The organism is Halobaculum litoreum (assembly GCF_030127125.1).
GTDB classification, from domain to species: domain Archaea; phylum Halobacteriota; class Halobacteria; order Halobacteriales; family Haloferacaceae; genus Halobaculum; species Halobaculum litoreum.
This window is the reverse complement of record NZ_CP126156.1, coordinates 644796-665116: the sequence shown is the minus strand read 5'-3', so window position 1 is coordinate 665116 and position 20321 is coordinate 644796. Positions and strand designations below refer to the sequence as shown.

The following is a 20321-nucleotide window of genomic DNA, read 5'->3' as shown; positions in this document are numbered from 1 at the left end:
ACGGCCGGGTCGGCACGACACGTGTTAACGCTGTCGCGCCGGGCACGCCGGCGGCGTCGCCGGCGGGGAAGGGGTGCGGCGCCGCGCGGCTCCGGCCTCACGCCAGCGCGGCGGCCAGCTTCTCGACCGGATGCGGCGGCTCCTCGCCGGCGCCCTCGCGGTCGCCCAACTGCGAGCGACACGAGGCGCCCGGCGCGACGACCGTCTCGCCCGGACTGGCGTCGACTTGGTCGTAGAGGATGCTCGCGATGGCCGTGCTCATCGAGTAGTGTTCGGCCTCGTAGCCGAAGCTCCCGGCCATCCCGCAGCACGTGGAGTCGAGCGGGTCGACGGCGTACCCCGCGCGCCGGAGGACGCCGACGGCGTGGTGGTCCTTCTTCGTCGCCTTCTGGTGGCAGTGCCCGTGGTAGGTGAGCGAGCCGTCCCCGGCGAGGTCCATCGCCTCGTCGAGCCGGAACGCGTCGACGTACTCCAGCACGCCGTAGCTGTTGGCGGCGACCGCGGCGGCGGCCGCGGTGTCGTGGAAGTCGAGCAGGTCAGACTGGAGCATCACGGCCTCGCTCGGCTCGACGACGACCACGTCGCGGCCCTCGTCCACCCGCGGCGCGAGGTCGTCGACCGCCGCGGCCGTCCGCTCGCGGGCGGTGTCGAGGAAGCCCATGCTGTGGGCCGGTCGCCCGGTGTCCTCCACGTCCGCGAGTTCGACGCGCACGCCCGCCGCCTCCAGCACCCGCACCGCCGCCTTCCCCGCCTCGGGGTGGTTGTAGTTGGTGTAGGTGTCCGGGACGAGCACCGCGATCCGGTCCGCGTCGGCCTCGCTCACCGCCGACCCGCCGCGGGCCTCGTACCAGTCGCGCAGCGTCGTCCGGCGGAACGCCGGGAGGTCGCGCTCGGCGGCGATCCCGAGCGCCTTCTCGGCGACCACCCCCGACCCCGGGAGCTTCGTCGCCCAGTTCGACAGCGGCGCCAGCGCCGACCCGACGCGCGAGACGAGGTTGATGTTGGCGAACAGGCGGTCGCGCAGGCTCGCCCCCTCGCGCTCGTGGCGCTCGTGGGCGACTTCGGCCTTCAATTTCGCCATGTCGACGCCGCTGGGACAGTTGCGCTTGCAGCCCTTACAGCCGATACACAGGTCCAGCACCTCGTCGGCGAACTCCTCGGAGAACGGATCCGCCGGGAGCTCTCCCGACATCGCGCCACGGAGGAGGTTCGCCCGGCCGCGGGTGCTCTGGATCTCCTCGTCGGCCGCGCGGAACGTCGGGCACATCACGCCGCCGGTCGTCGACTGGCCGCCGCGACAGCCGCCGCAGCCGTGACACAGCTCCGCCATCCCCCGGAAGCCGTTCTCGTTGTCCCAGTGGAGTTCGGGGTCGAACCCCGCGTCGAAGGCGTACTCCGGGTCGAACCGGAGGTGCTCGGTGAGCGAGTGGTCGCCGCAGACGTTGCCCGGGTTGAGCAGCCAGTCCGGGTCGAACGCCGCCTTGAGGTCGCGGAACACGTTCCAGAGGTCGTCGCCGTACAGCTTCCGGTTCCACTGGGTGCGCGCGCGGCCGTCGCCGTGCTCGCCGGAGACGCTGCCGCCGTACTCCACGACGAGGTCGGTCGCCCCCTCGGCGATGCGCTCCAACTGCTCCATCCCCTCCAGCGACTTCGTGTCCACCAGCGGGCGGACGTGGAGCACGCCCGGCCCGGCGTGGGCGTAGAACGACGCGAACGTGCCGACCTCCTCGAGCAGCTCCTGGAACCCCTCGACGTACTCGGAGAGGTGTTCGGGCGGCACCGCGCAGTCCTCGATGAACGAGATGTGCTTGGCGTCGGAGGTGCGCCCGAGGAGGATCGGCAGCCCGGACTTGCGCATCTTCCAGAACGTCGCGCGCTCGTCGGCGTCGTGGGCCTCCATCGCCGCCCGCGCCCGGATCGGCTCGTCGGTGTCGACCCGGTCGGCGGTCGGCTCGACGACGGTGTCGGTGCCGGGGCACCGGTCCGCGACCAGGTCCGCCACCTTCTCGCGCCCCTCGTCGTCGTCCTCGGCGTAGAACTCCACGAGCAGGACCGAGTCGGTGCCGTCCGGGAGCAGGCCGACGACGTCCCCGAACTCCGTCGTCTGGCGGGCCAGATCGAGGAGCGTGTCGTCCATCACCTCGACGGCCGCGGGGTCGTGTTCGAGGATCGGCGCCACGTCGTCCATCGCCTCGTTCAGCGAGTCGTAGGTGAGCAGCGCGACCGCCTTCGTCTCGGGCACCTCGACCAGCGAGACGGTCGCCTCGGTGACGATGCCGAGCGTCCCCTCGCTCCCACACAGCAGTCGAGCGAGGTTCACCGTCCCCGGCTCGCCGGTGCCGCCGGCACCGATCCCCTGGTCGGCCCACTCGCCGCGCGCCTCGTCGACGAGCACGTCGAGGTTGTACCCGGAGACGTTGCGCTTCATGTCCGGGTACCGCTCGGTCACGGCGTCGGCCTCCTCGTCGACGATGCGGACGAGTTCGGCGTAGATGCGCTCCAGCAGCTCGCCGTCCGGGTCCGCCTCCGCGCGCATCGTCTCGACCGCGACCTCCCCGAACGTCTCGACGGAGCCGTCCGCGAGCACGACCTCCACCTCCTCGACGTACGCGTCGGTCTTGCCGTACTTCAGCGAGTGCGAGCCGGTGGAGTTGTTGCCGATGGCGCCGCCGACGGCGGACTTGTCGCGCCACGCCGGGTCCGGGCCGAACTTCAGCCCGTGGGGCGCCGCGGCCTCGTTGACCGCCTCGACGACGGCGCCGGCGTCGACGGTCGCCTCGCGCGCGTCGGGGTCGACCTCGTGGATGCCGTCCATGTAGCGGGTGAAGTCGAGGACGACCGCCTCGTTCACCGTCTGGCCGGCCAACGACGTGCCGCCGCCGCGCGGGAGCACCGGGATCCCCTCGGCGGCACAGTACGACATCACCGCGGCCACGTCGTCGGTGTGGCGCGGGAGGACGACGCCGATGGGGGTGCGCCGGTACGCCGAGGCGTCGGTCGCGTACAGCTGTTTGGAGTAGGTGTCGAACCGGACGTCGCCGTCGACCAGGTCCTCGAGGTCGGCGACGAGGCCGGGCTCGGCCACGTCGTCGGCCGCGTAGTCGTAGTCGGCGTCCGTCAGGTCCGGCCCGTCGCCGGGCGGGGACGGGAGATCGGAAGACATCGGGTGTGTCTCGGTGTGTGTGCGAGTGACATAAGCCCGCGGGGGAGTGCTTCCGCGCTTCGCGGCCCGTGTCAACGCAACACACAAGCGCCCGGCTTCGCAAGGTCCCGACATGACCACGGACACGCGGTCGGCGTTCGTCGAGAACGTCGAGCGACACCACGCCACCGTCCACCGGGTCGCTCCCGACGGCGTCACCGACGCGGTCGCGACCCTGGTGGATCCGCCGGCCGTCGGCGTCGCGTTGCCCGACGGCCTCGCCCTGCCGCCGTCGGTCGCCACCGATCCGACGCCGGCCGACCTCGACGCCGCCGCCACCGGCGTCACCGCCGCGAGCCTCGGCATCGCCGACTACGGGACCGTCGTCCTGCCGGCCGACGCCGCCGGCAGCGAGCAGGTGTCGCTGTTCCCGGAGCGCCACGTCGTCGTCGTGCGCGCCGCCGACCTCGTGCCGGGGATGCGCGAGGCGATCGACGCCCTCGGGGACCGACTGCGCGACGGCGCCAGCGCCGTGTTGGCGACCGGCCCCTCCGCGACCGCCGACATGGGCGACCTCGTCATCGGCGCGCACGGCCCGCGCGAGGTCGACGTGGTGCTCGTGGAGGCGGCCGACGGCGACCCCGGCGCCGACGGCACACGGGAGGGGCGAGATGAGTAAGCCCGACTCCAAGGCCGAGCGGGCTCGCCGCATCCGGCACCTGCTGGAGACGGAGGGCGACGCCGTCGCCGAGAACACGCGCGGCTTCAACCGCGGGCGCATCGACTCGACGGCGACACTCGACGAGTACGAGGCGTTGAAGGGGGAGGCGCGGGCGATCAAGGAGGACGCGATCGAGCGCCTGCCCGAGCTGATCGACGACCTCCGCGAGGCGGTGGAGGCGCGCGGCGGCCACCTGTACGTCGCCGCCGACGACGACGACGCGACCGCCTACGTACGCGAGGTGGTCGACGGCGCGAACGTCGTCAAGAGCAAGTCGATGACCACCGAGGAGGTGGAGCTGAACGCGGCGCTCGAGGCCGACGGCGCGCGCGTCACCGAGACCGACCTCGGGGAGTGGGTGCTCCAGTTGGCCGACGAGGCGCCGAGCCACATCGTCGGGCCCGCGATCCACAAGTCCCGGGAGGGGATCGCCGACCTGTTCGCGGAGACGTTCGACCTCCCCGCCGACGACCGCCCGGAGACCGCCGAGGAGCTGACGCGGTTCGCCCGCGAGAAGCTCCTCGCGGAGATCCGCGAGGCCGACGTGGGCGTGACGGGGGCGAACTTCCTCACCGCCGACTCGGGGTCGCTCGCGCTCGTCACCAGCGAGGGGAACGCCCGCAAGACCGCGGTCGTCCCCGACACGCACGTCGCGGTCGCGGGCGTCGAGAAGGTGGTCCCCTCCGTCGAAGATCTGGCCCCGTTCGTCGAGCTGATCGGCCGCTCCGGCACCGGACAGGACATCACCTCGTACGTGTCGTTGCTCACGCCGCCGACGCCGTCGCCGCCGGTCGACTTCGCCGCCCCCGACGAGCCGATGGCCGCGCCGGGGGCCCGGACGGGCGACGGCGCGACCGACCCGCACCCCGACCGGGAGTTCCACCTCGTGCTCGTCGACAACGGCAGGCTCGACATGCGCGCGGACGACGACCTCCGCGAGACGCTGTACTGCATCCGCTGTGGCGCCTGCTCGAACTCCTGTGGCAACTTCCAGTCGGTCGGCGGCCACGCCTTCGGCGGGGAGACGTACTCCGGCGGCATCGCCACCGGCTGGGAGGCCGGCGTCGAGGGGCTCGACACCGCCGCCGAGTTCAACGACCTCTGTACGGGCTGCACGCGGTGCGTCCCCGCGTGTCCCGTCGAGATCGACATCCCGTGGATCAACACCGTCGTCCGCGACCGCGTGAACCGCGGCGCCGACCCCGGCACGTTCGACTCGCTCGTCGAGGGGCTGACGCCGGACGACGAACCCGGCGGACTGGACCCGGCCAAGCGACTGTTCGGCAACTTCGAGACGCTGGCGCGGCTGGGGAGCGCGACCGCGCCGGTGTCGAACTGGGGGGCGAACCTCGGGCCGGTGCGCGCCGCGATGGACCGCTGGCTCGGCGTCACGCGGGAGCGCGACCTCCCGTCGTTCCGGCGCGAGACGCTCGTGGACTGGTTCGCGGCCCGCGGCGGCCCGCGGGTGAGCGAGTCGATGGCCCGCCGCGAGGCGGTGCTGTACCCCGACATCTACACCAACCACGTCGCCGTCGACCGCGGGAAGGCGGCGGTCCGCACGCTGGAGGCGCTCGGCGTGCGGGTGACGGTCCCGGAGTCGGCGGCGGTCGGGAGCGGTCGCGCGCCGCTGTCGCAGGGGATGGTCGAGACCGCGCGCCGGAAGGCCGAACGCTGCCGCGACGCGCTGCTCCCCGAGGTCGACGCGGGCCGGGACGTGGTCGTCGTCGAGCCGAGCGACCTCGCGGCGTTCGACCGCGAGTACGGAACGCTCCTCGGCGGGGACGGTGCCGAGCGCCTCGCCGCGAACAGCTACGAGGTGCTGGAGTACGTGTTCGGGCTGCTGGAGAACGGCGCCGCCGCCGAGGGGCTGACCGCGGGCGACGGCGCGCCCGTCGCCTACCACGCCCACTGCCAGCAGCGCACGCTCGGGCTCGCGGACCACACCGTCGCGGTGCTGGAGCGCCTCGGCTACGGCGTGACCGTCTCCGACACCGAGTGTTGCGGGATGGCGGGCAGCTTCGGCTACAAGTCGGAGTACTACGCGCTGTCGATGGACGTCGGCGAGCCGCTGGCCGACCAGTTCGGCGACGCCGAGCGCGTGCTCGCGTCGGGCACCTCCTGCTGTGAGCAGTTGGACGCGCTCCTCGGGGGCCGAACCGAACACCCCGTCGAGGCCATCGCCCCCGAGTAGGCGGCGGTCCCACGGCTACGTCGACCACGCGGCCGCCCCGGGCCGACCGCGCCGCCGCCCCGTGTGCCGGGCGTCGGACACGCGTCGGTGTGCGAGGAACGATTTTAAGACCCGCCGTACCGCAGAACGGCGTATGCACGCAGACGCGGCGCCGCAGGAGATCACCACCCTCGTCGGGCGGGAGGTCTACTCCAACAACGGCGTCTTCGTGGGGGAGGTCGAGGACGTGCGCCTCGACCTGGACGGGCAGACCGTCACCGGGCTCGCGCTGTCGCAACTGAGCGACGAACTGTTCGCGAGCCGGATCGAGCCCGGTAAGGGCGTCATGATCCCGTACCGCTGGGTCCGCGCGGTCGGCGACGTCATCCTGATCAACGACACCATCGAGCGGCTCAAGGACGAAACCGCCGAGGAACAGCAGGTCTGATCGCCCGATAACGGCGGGCGCCGTTCGGTTCTTCGACCGGTCGACGCGTTCGGGAGTGACCACTCCCGGGTACTCGCAACAGGACGCCCGATGAGGGGTCCGACCGGCGGACCGCTCGTCGTGGCAGGTGTGGTTCCCGCGCTGTGCCGGTCGCCGCTCGATACTCGGTTCCCGCGCTGTGCCGATCGTCGCTCGGTGCCCGGTTAGCTCGCTGTGCAGGTTCCCGCCCGATACCCGATTTCGCCGCGGTCCTCGTCGCTGCCGAAGGTACGACCGCCCGCAGCGTGCGGGTCGGTCGGTCGGTCCCGGTCGTCCGTCCGTGTGTGTCCTTCGATGACGACCACCTCCTATACATGCATCATGGTACCACGTACCACATAAACGTTGCTCCGAACCTATCGGCGTCGAGAACCGGCCCGGGAACGCCGCGGCTGCCGACGGAGGCTCGCGGAGTGGTCCCGAGAACGACGTCCTGGTGGATGGAACAGTAGTTACGACCCGTTCGCCGACTCCGGCGACCCCGACCCGGGCGAACTCTCGACGCCCATCGCGTCGAACAGCTTCTTCCGCACCGCCTCCTCCGACAGCTGGAGGAGCGTGTCGCGGTTCGACTCGGTCGCCTCGATGCCCGTGAACAGCCCGAGCGGGATCTCGGCGGTGCCCTGTTTGGAGTGGCCGACCGCCTCGCCGACGTCCGAGAAGCCGTCGCGCAGGACGTTGCCGATGTTGATGCGGATGTCCTTCGAGCGCGCCGCGAGCGTGATGGTGTCCTCTGCGATGCCGAACACCGCGGAGGTGGTGATCCCCTCGAGGTTGAGGAGCTGTTGGGCCGCCTGCGCGAGCGCCTCGCGGTCGCGAACGAACCCGGCGTTGGAGATGAGGTGGCTGCCGTGGACCTCGCGGTTCTGGATCGCCTCCGCGAGCACGTCCAACGTCTCCGGGCTCATGCTCGGCGACTCGACGTCCTCGAGCGTGTCGTGGTTGGCGAACGGGTGGAGGTACGCCGCGGCGGTGAGGTCGGCGGGCGTGGTGTCGCGCTTGAAGTCGACCGTCTCAGCGCGGATCCCGTACAGCAGGGCGGTCGCGACCGTCTCGCTGGGAGAGAGGTCGAACTCCTGGAGGTACTTCGTGAGGATCGTCGACGTGGCGGAGACGTTCTTCCGGATGTCGGTGAACTCGGCGTCGATGAGGGCCTCCGGCTCGTCGTGGTCGATGTACACGTCGACGTCGGCGTCGATGTCGTCGCCGCCGGTCTCGGCGTAGTCGACGAGCGCGAGCGCGCCGTACTCCGACAATGGCTGGGCGTCCTCGCGGGCGTGCAGTTCGATGCCGAGCGTGTTCACGAACGCGCGGTTCTCTTGGTGGCCGATCTCGCCGTCGTAGAGGATGTCGGCCTCGACGCCGTACTCGGCCGCGATGGCCGTCAGCGCGACGGCGGCGGCGATGGAGTCGGGGTCGGGGTTGTCGTGTGCCAGCACCGCGAGCTTCCCGTTCGTCGCGCGGAGGATGTCCGCCAGCTGGCGGGCCTTGTACTCCAACTCGCCCGACTCGAGCGAGCGGAGCGCGGAGTCGGCGATGACGGTGGAGGGGTTGATCACCACGTCCGCGCCGAGGTCGGCGAGTTCGTCCTCGCTGACGGGGTCGGAGGCGCGGACGACGACGTACTGGTCGGAGCCGCGCTCGCGGATGGCGCGGACGGCGGCCTTGTTGGCGTCGACGTCCGACGAGAGGATGAGGATCACGTCGCGGTCGGCGACCGCGTCGACCACGCCGGGCTCGGCGATGTCCTGCACCTGCGCGTTCAGGTCCTGGTCGCGCAACGCCTCGACGCGCGACTCGTCGCGGTCGAGGATCAGCACGTCCTTCTCCTCGTCGGTCAACTCGTCGGCGACCGCGTGGCCGACGCTCCCACACCCGAGGATGGCGTAGGTCGACATCGAGGAGACGGTGACCCCGGTACTCATGTAGCCCGGAATCCGGCCGGACGGCACTTAAGCGGTGATGTTCGTTCACGCCGGCGCCGTCCGGGAAACGGAAGGTCTTTTAGCGTACCCTCGCTTCGTGGAAACGCAAGGGCTTGTAGCTCAGTCAGGGAGAGCGACGGACTCTTAATCCGTCGGTCGGGGGTTCAACTCCCTCCAAGCCCGTCACTCTCGCGGCGCAACGACGACGAGCGAAGCGAGTCGTCCGCGCCGCGGGGCTCGATCCGCGCGGCGGGAGTTGAGGTAGACGGGGGCGAGCGAAGCGAGCCCACGGCGTGGTTCAACTCCCTCCAAGCCCGTCCTTCTCGCGGCGCAACGACGACGAGCGCCGCTCACCGCGTCACGGCTTCCAACTCCGACAGCTGTCCCGCGACGATCCGCAGTTCCGCGACGACGTCCGCGGGGTCGTCGGTGCCGCCGAGGAACGTCTGGTCGGTCGTGAACGACACCCAGCCGTCGCGCGGCCCCCACACCTCGCGGTCGAAGTTGAGGTCCCACGCCGCCGGCGGGCCGTCCAACTCGGTCCTTGTGAACCCGCGGAAGAACGTCGAGACCGTGCCGCCGTCGCCGACGAGGAGCGCGTCGCCGACGCCGGACGCCTCGCCGTCGAGGGCGTTCGGCGGTCCGGCGACGACGAGCGGCCGGCCGTCGCGGTCGTCGCTCGCGACGACTTCATCGGCGAGTACCTGTGGCGGCCGTGGGGAACTCACTGCCGTCCGTTCGACCTCACACGGATAAGTCTGCCGCCGGCGACGACCCGGGTCGTCGCCTCGAACGCCGTCGCCGGGACGGTTCCGGCGTGGTCGGGGGACGGACCACGGCGCCGCACCGGCCTACCGGTCCGGCTCGTCCGGTTCGGCCGCCAGCGCCGCCCGCCGGCTTCTTCCTCGCGCTCGCCGTCGACCGCCAGATCCGGCACCGGCGTGGGCCGGCGGTCCTCGTCGAGCGCGACGAAGACGAACGTCGCCTCCGTCGTCAACTCGCGCGCGCCGGTCTCCGGCGTCTCGCGGAACGCCCGCAGACGGACCCGCACCGAGGTGCGTCCCGTCGCGTACACGTACGACTCGATGACGCAGGTGTCGCCCCGCGGGATGGGGCGCGCGAAGTCGAGCCGGTCGATGCTGGCCGTGACACAGGGGTTGCCCGCGAGGCGCATCGCCGACATCGCGCCGACCTCGTCCATCCACTTGGCGACGTTGCCGCCGTGGGCGGTGTCGTAGTTGTTGGTGTCGTCCGGCTGGACGCGCTCGCGGTTCTCGATGTACGTGTCGAGCAGGGAGACCACGCCGGCGGTACGCCCGCCGGGGTCAAGAGCCCCCCAGTCGACCGCGCGGGTTCGACGGCCATTTCACTCCCCCCGCGAACGCCGGAACGTGACCGACTCCTCGGCCTCGCCCCTCCAGTTTTGGACGCTGTACCTCTCGCGGTTCGCCGGCGGCTTCGGGAGCATCTCGCTGGTCATCCTCTTCCCGAAGCTGGCGGCCGACCTCGGCATCGCGGGCGTCGGCGCGGGCCTGTTCTACACCGTCTACACGCTCGCCCAGACCGTGATGGTCGTCCCGCTCGCGTGGGCGGGCGACCGCTACGACAAGCGACTGGTCCTGCTTGGCACGCTCGCCGTCGGCATCGCCACGTACGGGGCGTTCGCGTTCGCCGCGACCGAGCCCCAACTGCTCGCCGTCCGCGCGGCACAGGGCGTCGTGTTCACCGGGATGGGGCTGATGACGCTGGGGCTGGTCGGCGAACTCGCGACGCGCGGCACGCGCGCCAACCGGATCGGTCGCGCCAACGCCGCCGCCTTCGCCGCCTCCATCCTCGGCGGCCTGTCGGCGGGGTTCCTGTACGACTACTTCGACGGCGCCCGCGAGGTGTTCCTCCTCATCTCCGCGCTGTACGTCGTCACCTTCGGCGCGACCGCGCTGCTGCTGTCCGACGACGACACCCGCATCGAGGGGTTCCCGTTCTCCGATCTGGCGGTGAACCGTCGGATCCTCACGCTCACCTCCTTCCGCGCCCAGTACGCCGTCGCCGTCACGCTCGTCCGCAACTGGATCCCGTTCTTCGCGGGCTACGCCGCGGTCAACGGCGGGCTCGCGTACCCCGCGTTCGCGGTCGCCGTCATCACCGTCTCCGAGAAGTTCACGAACATGCTGTTCCAGCCGTACACCGGCCGCCTCTCCGACTCCGCCGGCCGCGCGCTGTTCGTGTTCGCCGGCGGCGGCGCGTACGGCCTCGTCGCGCTCGCGGTGCCGTTCACGCCGATGCTCGGCGAGGCGCTCGGGCTCCCGACCGCCTACCCCGTCGTCGGGGCGGTCTCCGCCGCGTTCGTCCCCCTCGTCCTCCTCAACTGCGGGCTGGGAGTCGCCGACAGCTTCCGCGAGCCCGCGAGCATGGCGCTGTTCGCCGACGAGGGCAGCGACGGGGAGGGCGTCGCCTCCAGCTTCGGCATCCGCGAGTTGGTGTGGCGCCCCGGCTCCGTGATCGCGCCCGTCGTCGGCGGGTGGCTGATGGCGAACGTCGGGATGGACTCGGTGTTCTACCTCGGCGGCGGGTTCGCCGTGCTCGGCGCGCTCACCTTCCTCGGCGTGTTGTGGCGCTTCCACGGCGCGAACGCGCTCGGCGAGTGGTGAGCGTGCGACCGCGCGGCGGCCGCCTCACACGAGCGGCTCGCCCGCCTCGTCGACGGGCGTCTTCACGACCAGCACGGGGCGGTCGCTCGCGCGGACGACGCGCTCGGTGACGCTCCCCACGAGCATCCGGTACTCGTCGGGACGGCGCTGGCTCCCGGCGACGATCAGGTCGGCGTCGACCTCGTCGGCCACCTCGAGGATCGTCTCCTCGGGCGTGCCGTGCTGGAGGTACGTCTCGACGGAGACGCCGGCGGCCTCGCCGCGCTCGCGCACGTCGGCGAGCGTCTCCTCGCCGAGGTCCTCGAAGCCGTACTCCGGCCCCTCGTGGCCGTCGACGTACTCGTCGCCCGAGTACGTCGTGATCGCGGCCTCGTCGACGACGAACAGCGCGTGCAGCGTCGCCTCCCGCTCGACGGCCACGTCGAGGTCGTCGAGCAGTCGGGCGCGGTCCGCGGCCAGTTCCAGCGCGTGGTCGGTGGCGTTGATCGACGCGTTGCCGCCGTTGGTCGCCAGCAGGATGTCCTCGTACATACGGCGTCCCGTTGGGACGGCGAGACGAAAAAGTGGTCGACGCGGCGCCGCGTCCGGTCGGCCCGCCCGTGTCAGGCGAACACGCCGGCCAACTCCAGCAGGAGTTGGGGCACCGTCGCCAGCAGGAGGCCGCCGACCATGAGGATCGCCGGGAGCCACAACAGCCCGGCGCCGGTGAACAGCCACAGCCCCGCGCCGGCCACCGCGAGCAGGATGCCGACGACCCTGCACAGCCAGACGACGGCCCCCTCCAGTTCCGAGTCCGCCACGACCTCCGCGGCCTCGAGTACCTCGTCCATGTGACCCGCAGGTCGCCCCGCACGACACTTGGACCTGGTGGCCGTCGGGACGACGGCGTCGGGGTGAGGGGCCGTTACAGCCGCTCGGCGGTCGCCTCGACGCCCGCCCCGACGTCGACGGCGGCGCCGTGCTCGGCGAGCGTCTGGCCGAGCGCGGAGACGAGCAGCGAGACGTTCCCCGGCCGCGCGGAGTGGCCCATACAGCCGATCCGGAAGATCTCCCCCGCGAGGTCGCCGAGACCGGAGGCGATCTCCAGGTCGTAGTGCTCCAGCAGGTCCGCGATGACGGCGCCGTCGTCGACGCCGTCGGGCACGCGCACCGCGTTGAGGCTCGGCAGCCAGTACTCCTCGGCGGCGTTCGTCTCCAGCCCCATCGCCTCCAGCCCGGCCTTGAGCGCGCCCGCGGTCTCGCGGTGGCGCCTCCAGCGCGCCTCGATACCCTCCTCGGCGACGAGCCGCAGCGCCTCGCGGAGCGCGTACACGTTCGTGATCGGCGCCGTGTGGTGGTACGCGCGCTCCTCGCCCCAGTACCCCTCCAGCAGCGACAGGTCGAGGTACCACGAGCGGGCGGGCTCCTCGCGGGAGAGCACCTTGTCCATCGCGCGGTCGTTCAGCGTCAGCGGCGACGCGCCGGGCGGACACGAGAGACACTTCTGGGGCCCGGAGTAGGCGGCGTCGACGTCCCACTCGTCGACCTCCAGCGGGACGCCGCCCAGCGAGGTGACGCAGTCGGCGATCACGAACGCGTCGTGGTCGTGGGCGATGCTCGTCAGCTCCGACACCGCCGGCTGCAACACGCCGGTCGAGGTCTCGGCGTGGACGAACCCGAACACGTCGGGCTGGTGTTCGTCGAAGGCGGCCTGCACGTCGACGGGGTCGAGCGGCTCGCCCCACGGGGCGTCGACCTCGACGACGTCGCCGCCGGCGCGACGCGCCATCTCGGCCATCCGGCCGCCGAAGTAGCCGTTCGTGGGCACGAGCATCGTGTCGCCCGGCTCGACGAGGTTGCCGATGGCCGCCTCCATCGACGCCGACCCCGTGCCGGAGACGGGGATGGTCCACCGGTTGTCGGTCCGGAACGTGTAGCGGAGCAGCTCCTGGGTCTCGTCCATGATGTCGACGAACGCGGGGTCGAGGTGGCCGACCAGCGGCGTGCTCATCGCGCGGAGCACCCGCGGATCGACGTCGCTCGGGCCGGGGCCCATCAGCGTGCGCTCGGGCGGGGTGAGTTCGCCGACGTCGGGCGCCTCGGGTCGGTCGAGGTCCGGCTGTTGCATGGCCGGGTGGTGAACAGTAGCGGGCAAAGGTTACTCGGTTCGTATCCCCGCCCGCGGAGACAACGCTAATCAACGGCGGCGGGGAACGGGCCCGTATGACGAGCAACGACGCCGCGGCCGCGGGCTGGTTCGCCGTCGGCGACGAGGAGACGCCGGCCGACCGCGTCAGGGACGGCTCGGCGAACGCGCCCGCCGACTGGCCGGCCGCGGCCGTCGACGCCGGGTTCGCGACCGACGAGGACGACTACTACGCGAAACTGCGCGAGGCGACGGTCGCGGCGACCCGCGCCGCGGTCGACGAGCGCGAGCGCGCCGACGACCGCCAACTGCTCCACGCCGTCCGCGCCATGGACGACGCCGAGCGCGTCGCCAACGAACTCGCCGAGCGCGTCTCGGAGTGGGCCGGGACGCTGTTCCCCGACGCTGGCACCGGTGTCGACGGCTGTCGCGCCCTCGCCGAGCGCGACCCCGACGGACCCGCCGAGGAGCGCGTGGTGTCGCTGGCGACGCGCGTCGCCGACCTCGCCGCGGAGGCCGACGAGTTGGCGGGGTTCATCGAGTCGCGCGCGCCGGTCGCCGCGCCGAACCTCGCGGCGCTGGCGGGGCCGGTGCTCGCCGCCCGCCTGATCTCGCTGGCGGGCGGACTGGAGCCGCTGGCGAAGAAGCCCTCCGGCACCCTGCAGGTGCTCGGGGCGGAGGACGCGCTGTTCGCGCACCTCCGCGGCCACGGCTCCTCGCCGAAACACGGGATCATCTACACCCACGAGTACGTCCGCGGCACCCGCCCCGAGGACCGCGGCTCCGCCTCCCGCGCGCTCGCCGGGAAGCTCACCATCGCCGCCCGCATCGACCACTACTCCGGCGACTACCGCCCCGAACTGGAGGCGGAGTTGGACGAGCGGATGCGCACGATCCGTGCGCGTGCCCCCGACGCGGCCGGCGGGGGTGGCGACGGTGAGTGACACCCTCCCGGAGGGCGTGGAACGCCGCGAGGTCGACGGTCGCGAGCGGCTCTGCACCCGTGGCGAGCCGGTGTACGGCGAGCCGACCGACGGCGAGTGGCGCGCGTGGGACGCCGGGCGCTCGAAGCTCGGCGCGATGCTGGCGCTCGGGATGGACACCGGGCTGGCGGGCGGCGAGACGGCCCTGTACCTCGGGGCGGCCAACGGCACCACCGTGAGCCACGTCGCCGACTTCGCGGGGCCGACGTACGCCGTCGAGTTCTCGCCGCGCCCCGTCCGCGACCTCCTCGACGCCTGTGCGTCGCGCCCGAACCTGTTCCCGCTGCTCAAGGACGCGCGCCGGCCGGAGACGTACGCCCACGTCGTCGAGGCCGACTGCGACGTGCTCGTGCAGGACGTCGCGACCCGCGGGCAGGCGGACGTGGCGGTGCGCAATCGGCGGTTCCTCGCCGAGGACGGCCGCCTCCTGCTCGCGGTGAAGGCCCGCTCGGAGGACGTCGCCGCCGCTCCCGACGCCGTGTTCGACGAGGTGCTCGCGGAGCTGCGGGAGGCGTACGAGGTGCTGGAGACCCGGTCGCTGGACCGCTACCACGAGGACCACCTCGGCGTCGTGGCGACGCCGAAGTGACGCCGCGTCGGCGTGGTCGGCCGCGACGGCGTCGACAGCCACGGCCGCGGACACGACACGCCCGGTTTCCCGACCTATTTATCGCCCCACGTCGAAGCCGTCGCCGATGGACACGGGTTCGGCCGCGGCGTTCGACCGGATGGGCACCCTGGGTGTCGAGGAGGAGTTCTACGTCGTCGACGACGAGGGCCGCCCCGCCTCCGGGAGCGACCGACTGGTGTACGGCGAGCGCGAGCCGCCCGAGCCGCTCGCGGGACGCATCGACCACGAACTGTTCAAGTTCGTCGTCGAGAGTCAGACGCCGCTGATCGAGGACCCCGGCGACGTCCGCGACCGCGTCGTCGCCGTCCGCGAGGCGCTCGTCGAGCACGCCGGGTCGTACGACCTCCGGGTCGCGGGCGCGGGCCTCCACCCCGCGGCGGTGTGGCGCGACCTCGACCACGCCGAGAAGCCCCGCTACCGCTCGCAGTTGGACCGGATCCGCTACCCGCAACACCGCAACACGACCGCCGGCCTCCACGTCCACGTCGGCGTCGACGACGCGGACAAGGCGACGTGGGTCGCGAACGAACTGCGGTGGAGCCTCCCGCCGATGCTCGCGCTGTCGGCCAACTCCCCGTTCTGGAACGGGTTCGACACGGGCTTGGCGTCGGCGCGCGCGACGGTGTTCGAGAACCTCCCCAACACGGGGATGCCGGGCTACTTCGACTCGTTCGCGGCGTACCGGGACTTCGAGCGTCGGATGGTCGAGCACGGCTCCATCGAGGACCGCGGCGAGCTGTGGTTCGACGTGCGCCCGCACACCGGCCACGGCACCGTCGAGGTGCGCACCCCCGACGGCCAGTCGAACCCCGACGTCGTCGTCGCGTTCGTCGAGTGGGTGCACGCGCTCGTCGTCGACCTCGCCGAACGCTACGAGGACGAGGCGGCGCCGGACGCGGCGGCCGGCGGCGACGGCCGCGGGCTCCGCCGGGAACTCCTCGACGAGAACAAGTGGCGCGCGGTCCGCCACGGCCGCGACGCGTCGTTCCTCGACCGCGACGGCGAGTCGACGGTGGACCTCCCGACGGTCGTCGACCGCCAGTGCGACCGGCTCGGCGTCGAGGGCCCCCGGTTCCTGCTGGAGCGGGAGTCGGGCGCGGCCCGCCAGCGCCGCATCCGCGACGCCGGCGGCCTCGACGCGCTGTGCCGCGCGCTCCTGCTCGACGAACACGACGCGTGACCGGCGTCGCGGCGCCGTCCGTGCGGGTCCTCCCGGCTATCGGGAACCGTACCGGGCGACGGGGTTTTCCCTCCGCAGTTCCGACCAGCGGCTAGCGACACATGTCTACCGACGAAGCCACCGAGGACGGCCACGAGTCGGACGGCGCCGCCGACGAGGAGCGCGAGCGCGGCGAGCTCAGGGAGGCCGCCGAGCGGATCGAGGAGAGCGCGACGGAGGTCGCCGACGGCTTCGACGAGCGGATCGTCGACCTGCTGTCGTGGCTGCTCGACACGGAGACGCGCGCCCGGATCTACGTCTACCTCCGCGAACACCCGGGGTCGACGAGCGACGAGGTCGCCGAGGGCACCGGGCTGTACCCGAGCACCGTCCGCGAGGCGCTGGCGGAGCTCCACGGCGAGGAGACGGTGACCCGGACGAAACGGGAGGCGGCCGGCGCCGGCAACAACCCCTACGAGTACGAGGCCATCGAGCCGGCGGCGCTCGTCGAGGGTGCGGTCGGCGAGGTGCAGGACCAACTCAACACGGTGTTCAACCTCGACGCGCGCCTCAGCGGCGACGGCGGCACGGACGACGGGTCCGACGACCCGGTTCGGATCTCGGTCGAGACGACCGAGGCCGACGAGTAACGCCCGCGAGCCGGCCGCGACGGCGGCGACGGGGAGTAACGTCGCTTTTAGGTGTCGGGGCCACCACCGCCGGGTATGCACGTCGCGCTGGGCGGGACGTTCGATCCGGTCCACGACGGCCACCGCGCGCTGTTCGAGCGCGCGTTCGAACTCGGGGACCTCACCGTCGGGCTCACGTCCGACGAGCTGGCCCCGGAGACGCGCCACACGGACCGCTACGTCCGCCCGTTCGAGGAGCGCCGGCGCGACCTCGAGGCGGAGCTGTCGCCGTTGGCCGACGAGTACGGCCGGCGGTACGAGATCCGCGAACTCACGAAGCCGACCGGGATCGCGATCGAGCCGGGGTTCGACGCGCTCATCGTCTCCCCGGAGACGCAGTCGGGCGCCGAACGGGTCAACGAGATCCGCGAGCAGAAGGGCCTCCCGAGCCTGCGGATCGAGGTCGTCGACCACGTCCCCGCCGAGGACGGCGACCGCATCTCCTCGACACGGATCGTCCGGGGCGAGATCGACCGGCACGGGAACCTCACGCCCGAGCGCGAGGGCCGCGGCACCGCCCCGCCGGACGCGGAGTAGGTCGCCCGTGGACGCCGTCGGCTGGCTGACGCGGCGCTCGCGCGCGACACAGCTGCTCCTCGCCGGCGGGCTCGCGCTCCTGTTCGGCTATCAGGCGATCCGGGTCGGCGGCCGCGACCCCGGCAGCCTGCTCGCGTACGTCGGCGGGGCGCTGTTCCTGCTGGGCCAGCTCGCGGCGTTCGCGGGGTTGGCGCTGTTGGCGTACCGACTGCTCACCGAGTAGGGTCGCGTCGGGCGGCGGGGCCGGCGGCCGCGCCGCTCACCACGACGGCGGGCGGAAGCCGGCGTCCTCGAGGACGTCCTTCCAGTGTTGTTGGACGGAGAGCCGGGTGGCGTCCATCGCCTCGGCGACGGCGGTCTGCGGCCGCTCGTCGCCGGCGATGAGGGCGCCGGCGTACAGCGCCGCCGCCGCCATCGCGGGCTTCGAGCGGTCGGCCTCGGGGACGCCCGAGAGGAACAGGTCGGTGGCGTTCGAACGGGCCTCCGAGGAGAGGTCGAGCGACTCGGCGGCGCGCTGGAGCTGCGCGAGCCACTCCTCGTTGTCGACCTCGTCGCGTGCCCGGTACATCCGGTCGGCGCTTCGGGGTCGTCGCTCATAAACTGTCGCCCCGGTCCGACAGCTACTTACCGCGATTCGGGGTACGTGAGGGCGAGCGCGGGTAGCCAAGCCAGGCCAACGGCGCAGCGCTTAGGACGCTGTCCCATAGGGGTCCGCCGGTTCGAATCCGGTCCCGCGCATGCGTGGGGCGAGCGCCGCGAGCCCCCGGACGGTTCTCCACGCCGACCCGAGGCGACGCGAGGGACACGGCCGAGCGACGCGGCCGTCACCGGTCCGCCGTCCGCCGACCCGCCGGAGGTCCCGACTGCGGTGTCGCGTCCGGAACGGTCCGACTAATCGAACACCGAACCGATAGCCCGAGACACGGTCCGGGCGCCGGCCCGACGCGGGCGACCGGCGACCGGGGCGCGCTCGGCCGCGGCGAGCCGGCGGCGGGAAAGCTCCCCATTACCAACTCGATACACGTCGCGTGCGCTCACATGGGATCCGCGTCGACCCACCCGCAGACGACGATCCGAGGGTACGATCCCGGCGACAGATCCGGGTTCCTCGACCTGTACGAGGCGGTCTGGGGCCGGCGGAAGGGCCGTGACTGGTTCCGCTGGCGCTTCGAGGAGAACCCCTACGTCGACGAGGTTCCGATGGTCGTCGCCGAGACCGACGGATCGATCGTCGGTGCCGAGCCGTGCGTGGCCTTCAGGCTCGCCGTCGGGGACCGCACCGCGCTGGCGTTCCAGCCGGCCGACTGGATGGTGCATCCCGACCACCGCCGACGCGGCGTGTTCACCATGATGACCGAGGGGCTCCTCGACCGCTACGCCGACGGTCCCGCCGGCTGCTACTTCAACTACCCCTCGGAGGCGATCCTCCCCGGACTGCGCGACCAGGGGTGGACCGAGGTCGGGTCGGTCCCCACGCACTACCGCGTGCAGGACCTCGAACGGCTCGCCGGCGACCGGCTGCCGACCGACCGCCTCGGGGCGAAGGGCGCGCTCGCGCTCGGACAGGCCGGCCTCTCCCTCGTGCGCGGCGTCTCGTCGCTGGCGACCGGGAGCGACGCCGACGGGTGGACCGTCGAGCGCCACGACGCGGTCCCCGCGACGACGCTGGTCGACCTGTACCGCGCCGGCGTCCCCGACGAGGTGCACGTCCGCCGGGACGTCCCGTTCTACCGGTGGCGGTTCGCGAACCCCCGTTGGGACCCGACGGCGTACCTCGTCCGGTCCGCGGGCGAACCGGTCGCGGGTCTGGTCGCGGCGGCGACCGAGGACGACCTCCGGCAGGTGTGGGTGATGGACGTCCAGCCGGCCGACGGCTCGGCGCCGGCCGGGAGCTACGAGGCGCTGCTGTCGGCGGTCGTCGCCGACGCCGCGGACGCCGACGTGGTGAAGTGCGCGGGGACGACAGTCCCCCCCGAAGCCCTCCGTCGGTGCGGCTTCCGGCGGGACGACGCGTTCCCCCTCTCGAGTGTCGCCACCCGGACGACGCAGGTCGTGCGCTCCCCCGTCCCCGCGGACGCCGACCCCCGCGGGCGGGTGCCGTGGACGGCGGCCGACGTCGACCCGACCGACGCCGACGCCTGGGCGGTCCAACTGTGCGGACAGGACGTGGCCTGACCGGGGCGCCGCCCCGTCTGACGGCGGCGACGCCGGGGCGGCCCGGCCGGACCGCAAGACGGACGCATGACGGTGCCGAAACCGATATGCCCGCGCCGAGAAACCTTGGACGCATGACTACCTCGGCCGACCTCCTCGCCGACCTCGTCGCGGACGTCGACGGGGTGTTCCTCTTCTCGCCGACGGGATCGACCTACGACGACTACCGGGTGATCGACGACGAACCGGCGGTCGTCGTCGCCCCGGAGAACGACCACGACGCCGAGCGGTACGTCGAACTCCCGCTGGAGTTCGACAACGTCCGCGACCGGATCCGCTTCGGGATCGAGGGCGCGATGGACCACGGCTACTGCGCCGAGGGCGACGTGATCGCCTGCGCGGTCGGCGTGTTCGGCGACCCCATCGACGGCGTCGTGCGCACGCCCGTCACCGAGTCGATGCACTCGGGCATCTTCGACCTGTTCGCCAACTCCCGCGCGGACCCCAACGTCGTGCGCGACGTGTTCGACGTGGCGATCGAGTTGGGGAAGAAGGGGCAGAAGGGCAAGCCCGTCGGCGCGCTGTTCGTCGTCGGCGACGCGGGGAAGGTGATGAACAAGTCCCGCCCGCTGAGCTACAACCCCTTCGAGAAGTCGCACGTCCACGTCGGCGACCCCATCGTGAACGTGATGCTCAAGGAGTTCTCCCGGCTCGACGGCGCGTTCGTCATCAGCGACTCCGGCAAGATCGTCTCGGCGTACCGCTACCTCGAACCGGGCGCGGAGGGCGTCGACATCCCGAAGGGGTTGGGCGCGCGCCACATGGCCGGCGGCGCCATCACCCGCGACACGAACGCCATCGCCATCGTCCTCTCGGAGTCCGACGGGCTCGTTCGCGCGTTCAAGGGCGGGTCGCTCGTCCTCGAACTCGACCCGGAGGAGTACTGACGG

The 20321-nt window shown here is 72.3% G+C and carries 19 protein-coding genes, 2 tRNA genes and 1 pseudogene; 14 read left to right on the top strand and 8 right to left on the bottom strand.

From position 1 onward, the window contains the following. Positions 1-97: 97 nt before the first annotated feature. Positions 98-3163 carry an FAD-binding and (Fe-S)-binding domain-containing protein gene (locus P0R35_RS03510; RefSeq protein ID WP_284013845.1) on the bottom strand — a complete coding sequence of 1022 codons (3066 nt, stop codon included), beginning with the start codon at positions 3161-3163 and terminating at the stop codon, positions 98-100. A gap of 112 nt (positions 3164-3275) precedes the next feature. On the opposite strand from P0R35_RS03510, the gene P0R35_RS03505 reads away from it, so the two are divergent. The 3 genes from P0R35_RS03505 to P0R35_RS03495 all read left to right on the top strand — a co-directional run bounded on the left by P0R35_RS03505 (position 3276) and on the right by P0R35_RS03495 (position 6481). Further along, positions 3276-3821: a LutC/YkgG family protein gene (locus P0R35_RS03505; RefSeq protein WP_284013844.1), complete on the top strand. Its 546-nt coding sequence runs from the start codon at positions 3276-3278 to the stop codon at positions 3819-3821. Continuing rightward, positions 3814-6054, top strand: coding sequence for an LUD domain-containing protein (locus P0R35_RS03500; RefSeq protein ID WP_284013843.1), 2241 nt, complete (start codon positions 3814-3816; stop codon positions 6052-6054). The genes P0R35_RS03505 and P0R35_RS03500 overlap by 8 nt, the downstream gene beginning before the upstream one ends. 133 nt (positions 6055-6187) lie before the next feature. After that, positions 6188-6481 carry a PRC-barrel domain-containing protein gene (locus P0R35_RS03495; RefSeq protein ID WP_284013842.1) on the top strand — a complete coding sequence of 98 codons (294 nt, stop codon included), beginning with the start codon at positions 6188-6190 and terminating at the stop codon, positions 6479-6481. 491 nt (positions 6482-6972) lie between these two features. Here P0R35_RS03495 and P0R35_RS03490 read toward each other — a convergent pair whose 3' ends face one another. Further along, positions 6973-8445 (bottom strand): DHH family phosphoesterase, encoded by a 1473-nt coding sequence (locus tag P0R35_RS03490; RefSeq protein ID WP_284013841.1) that lies wholly within the window; start codon positions 8443-8445, stop codon positions 6973-6975. 109 nt (positions 8446-8554) lie between these two features. On the opposite strand from P0R35_RS03490, the gene P0R35_RS03485 reads away from it, so the two are divergent. Continuing rightward, positions 8555-8628 (top strand) — tRNA-Lys (locus P0R35_RS03485). Between the two features lie 167 nt (positions 8629-8795). On the opposite strand, the gene P0R35_RS03480 is transcribed toward P0R35_RS03485, so the two are convergent. Next, the gene (locus P0R35_RS03480) at positions 8796-9173 is read right to left on the bottom strand and encodes a hypothetical protein (RefSeq protein WP_284013840.1); all 378 of its coding nucleotides are present in this window, start codon (positions 9171-9173) and stop codon (positions 8796-8798) included. A 123-nt stretch (positions 9174-9296) separates the two neighbouring features. Further along, positions 9297-9748 (bottom strand): annotated as a pseudogene (locus tag P0R35_RS03475) (acyl-CoA thioesterase). A gap of 88 nt (positions 9749-9836) precedes the next feature. Here P0R35_RS03475 and P0R35_RS03470 point away from each other — a divergent pair. Then, a complete protein-coding gene (locus P0R35_RS03470; RefSeq protein WP_284013839.1) occupies positions 9837-11093 on the top strand; it encodes an MFS transporter in 1257 nt (418 codons plus the stop codon). A gap of 24 nt (positions 11094-11117) precedes the next feature. On the opposite strand, the gene P0R35_RS03465 is transcribed toward P0R35_RS03470, so the two are convergent. The 3 genes from P0R35_RS03465 to P0R35_RS03455 all read right to left on the bottom strand — a co-directional run bounded on the left by P0R35_RS03465 (position 11118) and on the right by P0R35_RS03455 (position 13200). Further along, on the bottom strand, positions 11118-11624 hold the full coding sequence (locus P0R35_RS03465; RefSeq protein ID WP_284013838.1) for a universal stress protein: 507 nt from the start codon (positions 11622-11624) through the stop codon (positions 11118-11120). 71 nt (positions 11625-11695) lie between these two features. Further along, a complete protein-coding gene (locus P0R35_RS03460; protein WP_284013837.1) occupies positions 11696-11923 on the bottom strand; it encodes a hypothetical protein in 228 nt (75 codons plus the stop codon). Between the two features lie 74 nt (positions 11924-11997). Further along, positions 11998-13200 (bottom strand): pyridoxal-phosphate-dependent aminotransferase family protein, encoded by a 1203-nt coding sequence (locus tag P0R35_RS03455; RefSeq protein ID WP_284013836.1) that lies wholly within the window; start codon positions 13198-13200, stop codon positions 11998-12000. Between the two features lie 95 nt (positions 13201-13295). Here P0R35_RS03455 and P0R35_RS03450 point away from each other — a divergent pair, with 95 nt between their 5' ends. The 6 genes from P0R35_RS03450 (at position 13296) to P0R35_RS03425 (ending at position 17440) form a co-directional block, all read left to right on the top strand. Further along, a complete protein-coding gene (locus P0R35_RS03450) occupies positions 13296-14162 on the top strand; it encodes an NOP5/NOP56 family protein (RefSeq protein WP_284013835.1) in 867 nt (288 codons plus the stop codon). Then, a complete protein-coding gene (locus tag P0R35_RS03445) occupies positions 14155-14790 on the top strand; it encodes a fibrillarin-like rRNA/tRNA 2'-O-methyltransferase (RefSeq protein ID WP_284013834.1) in 636 nt (211 codons plus the stop codon). The genes P0R35_RS03450 and P0R35_RS03445 overlap by 8 nt, the downstream gene beginning before the upstream one ends. A 106-nt stretch (positions 14791-14896) precedes the next feature. Beyond that, a complete protein-coding gene (locus P0R35_RS03440; protein WP_284013833.1) occupies positions 14897-16012 on the top strand; it encodes a glutamate--cysteine ligase in 1116 nt (371 codons plus the stop codon). Between the two features lie 101 nt (positions 16013-16113). Next, on the top strand, positions 16114-16641 hold the full coding sequence (locus tag P0R35_RS03435) for a helix-turn-helix domain-containing protein (protein WP_284013832.1): 528 nt from the start codon (positions 16114-16116) through the stop codon (positions 16639-16641). A gap of 75 nt (positions 16642-16716) precedes the next feature. Continuing rightward, positions 16717-17217, top strand: coding sequence for a phosphopantetheine adenylyltransferase (locus tag P0R35_RS03430; RefSeq protein ID WP_284013831.1), 501 nt, complete (start codon positions 16717-16719; stop codon positions 17215-17217). Positions 17218-17224: 7 nt separating this feature from the next. Continuing rightward, the gene (locus P0R35_RS03425) at positions 17225-17440 is read left to right on the top strand and encodes a hypothetical protein (RefSeq protein ID WP_284013830.1); all 216 of its coding nucleotides are present in this window, start codon (positions 17225-17227) and stop codon (positions 17438-17440) included. Positions 17441-17476: 36 nt separating this feature from the next. On the opposite strand, the gene P0R35_RS03420 is transcribed toward P0R35_RS03425, so the two are convergent. Continuing rightward, on the bottom strand, positions 17477-17785 hold the full coding sequence (locus P0R35_RS03420; protein ID WP_284013829.1) for a transcription initiation factor IIB family protein: 309 nt from the start codon (positions 17783-17785) through the stop codon (positions 17477-17479). An 85-nt stretch (positions 17786-17870) separates the two neighbouring features. Between P0R35_RS03420 and P0R35_RS03415 the strand changes: the two genes are divergently transcribed. The 3 genes from P0R35_RS03415 to dacZ all read left to right on the top strand — a co-directional run bounded on the left by P0R35_RS03415 (position 17871) and on the right by dacZ (position 20318). Continuing rightward, a tRNA-Leu gene (locus P0R35_RS03415) sits at positions 17871-17955 on the top strand. A gap of 300 nt (positions 17956-18255) precedes the next feature. Beyond that, entirely contained in the window at positions 18256-19392 is a 1137-nt protein-coding gene (locus tag P0R35_RS03410; RefSeq protein WP_284013828.1) for a GNAT family N-acetyltransferase, read from the top strand. Between the two features lie 113 nt (positions 19393-19505). Next, positions 19506-20318, top strand: coding sequence for a diadenylate cyclase DacZ (gene dacZ / locus P0R35_RS03405; protein WP_284013827.1), 813 nt, complete (start codon positions 19506-19508; stop codon positions 20316-20318). Positions 20319-20321 lie beyond the last annotated feature (3 nt).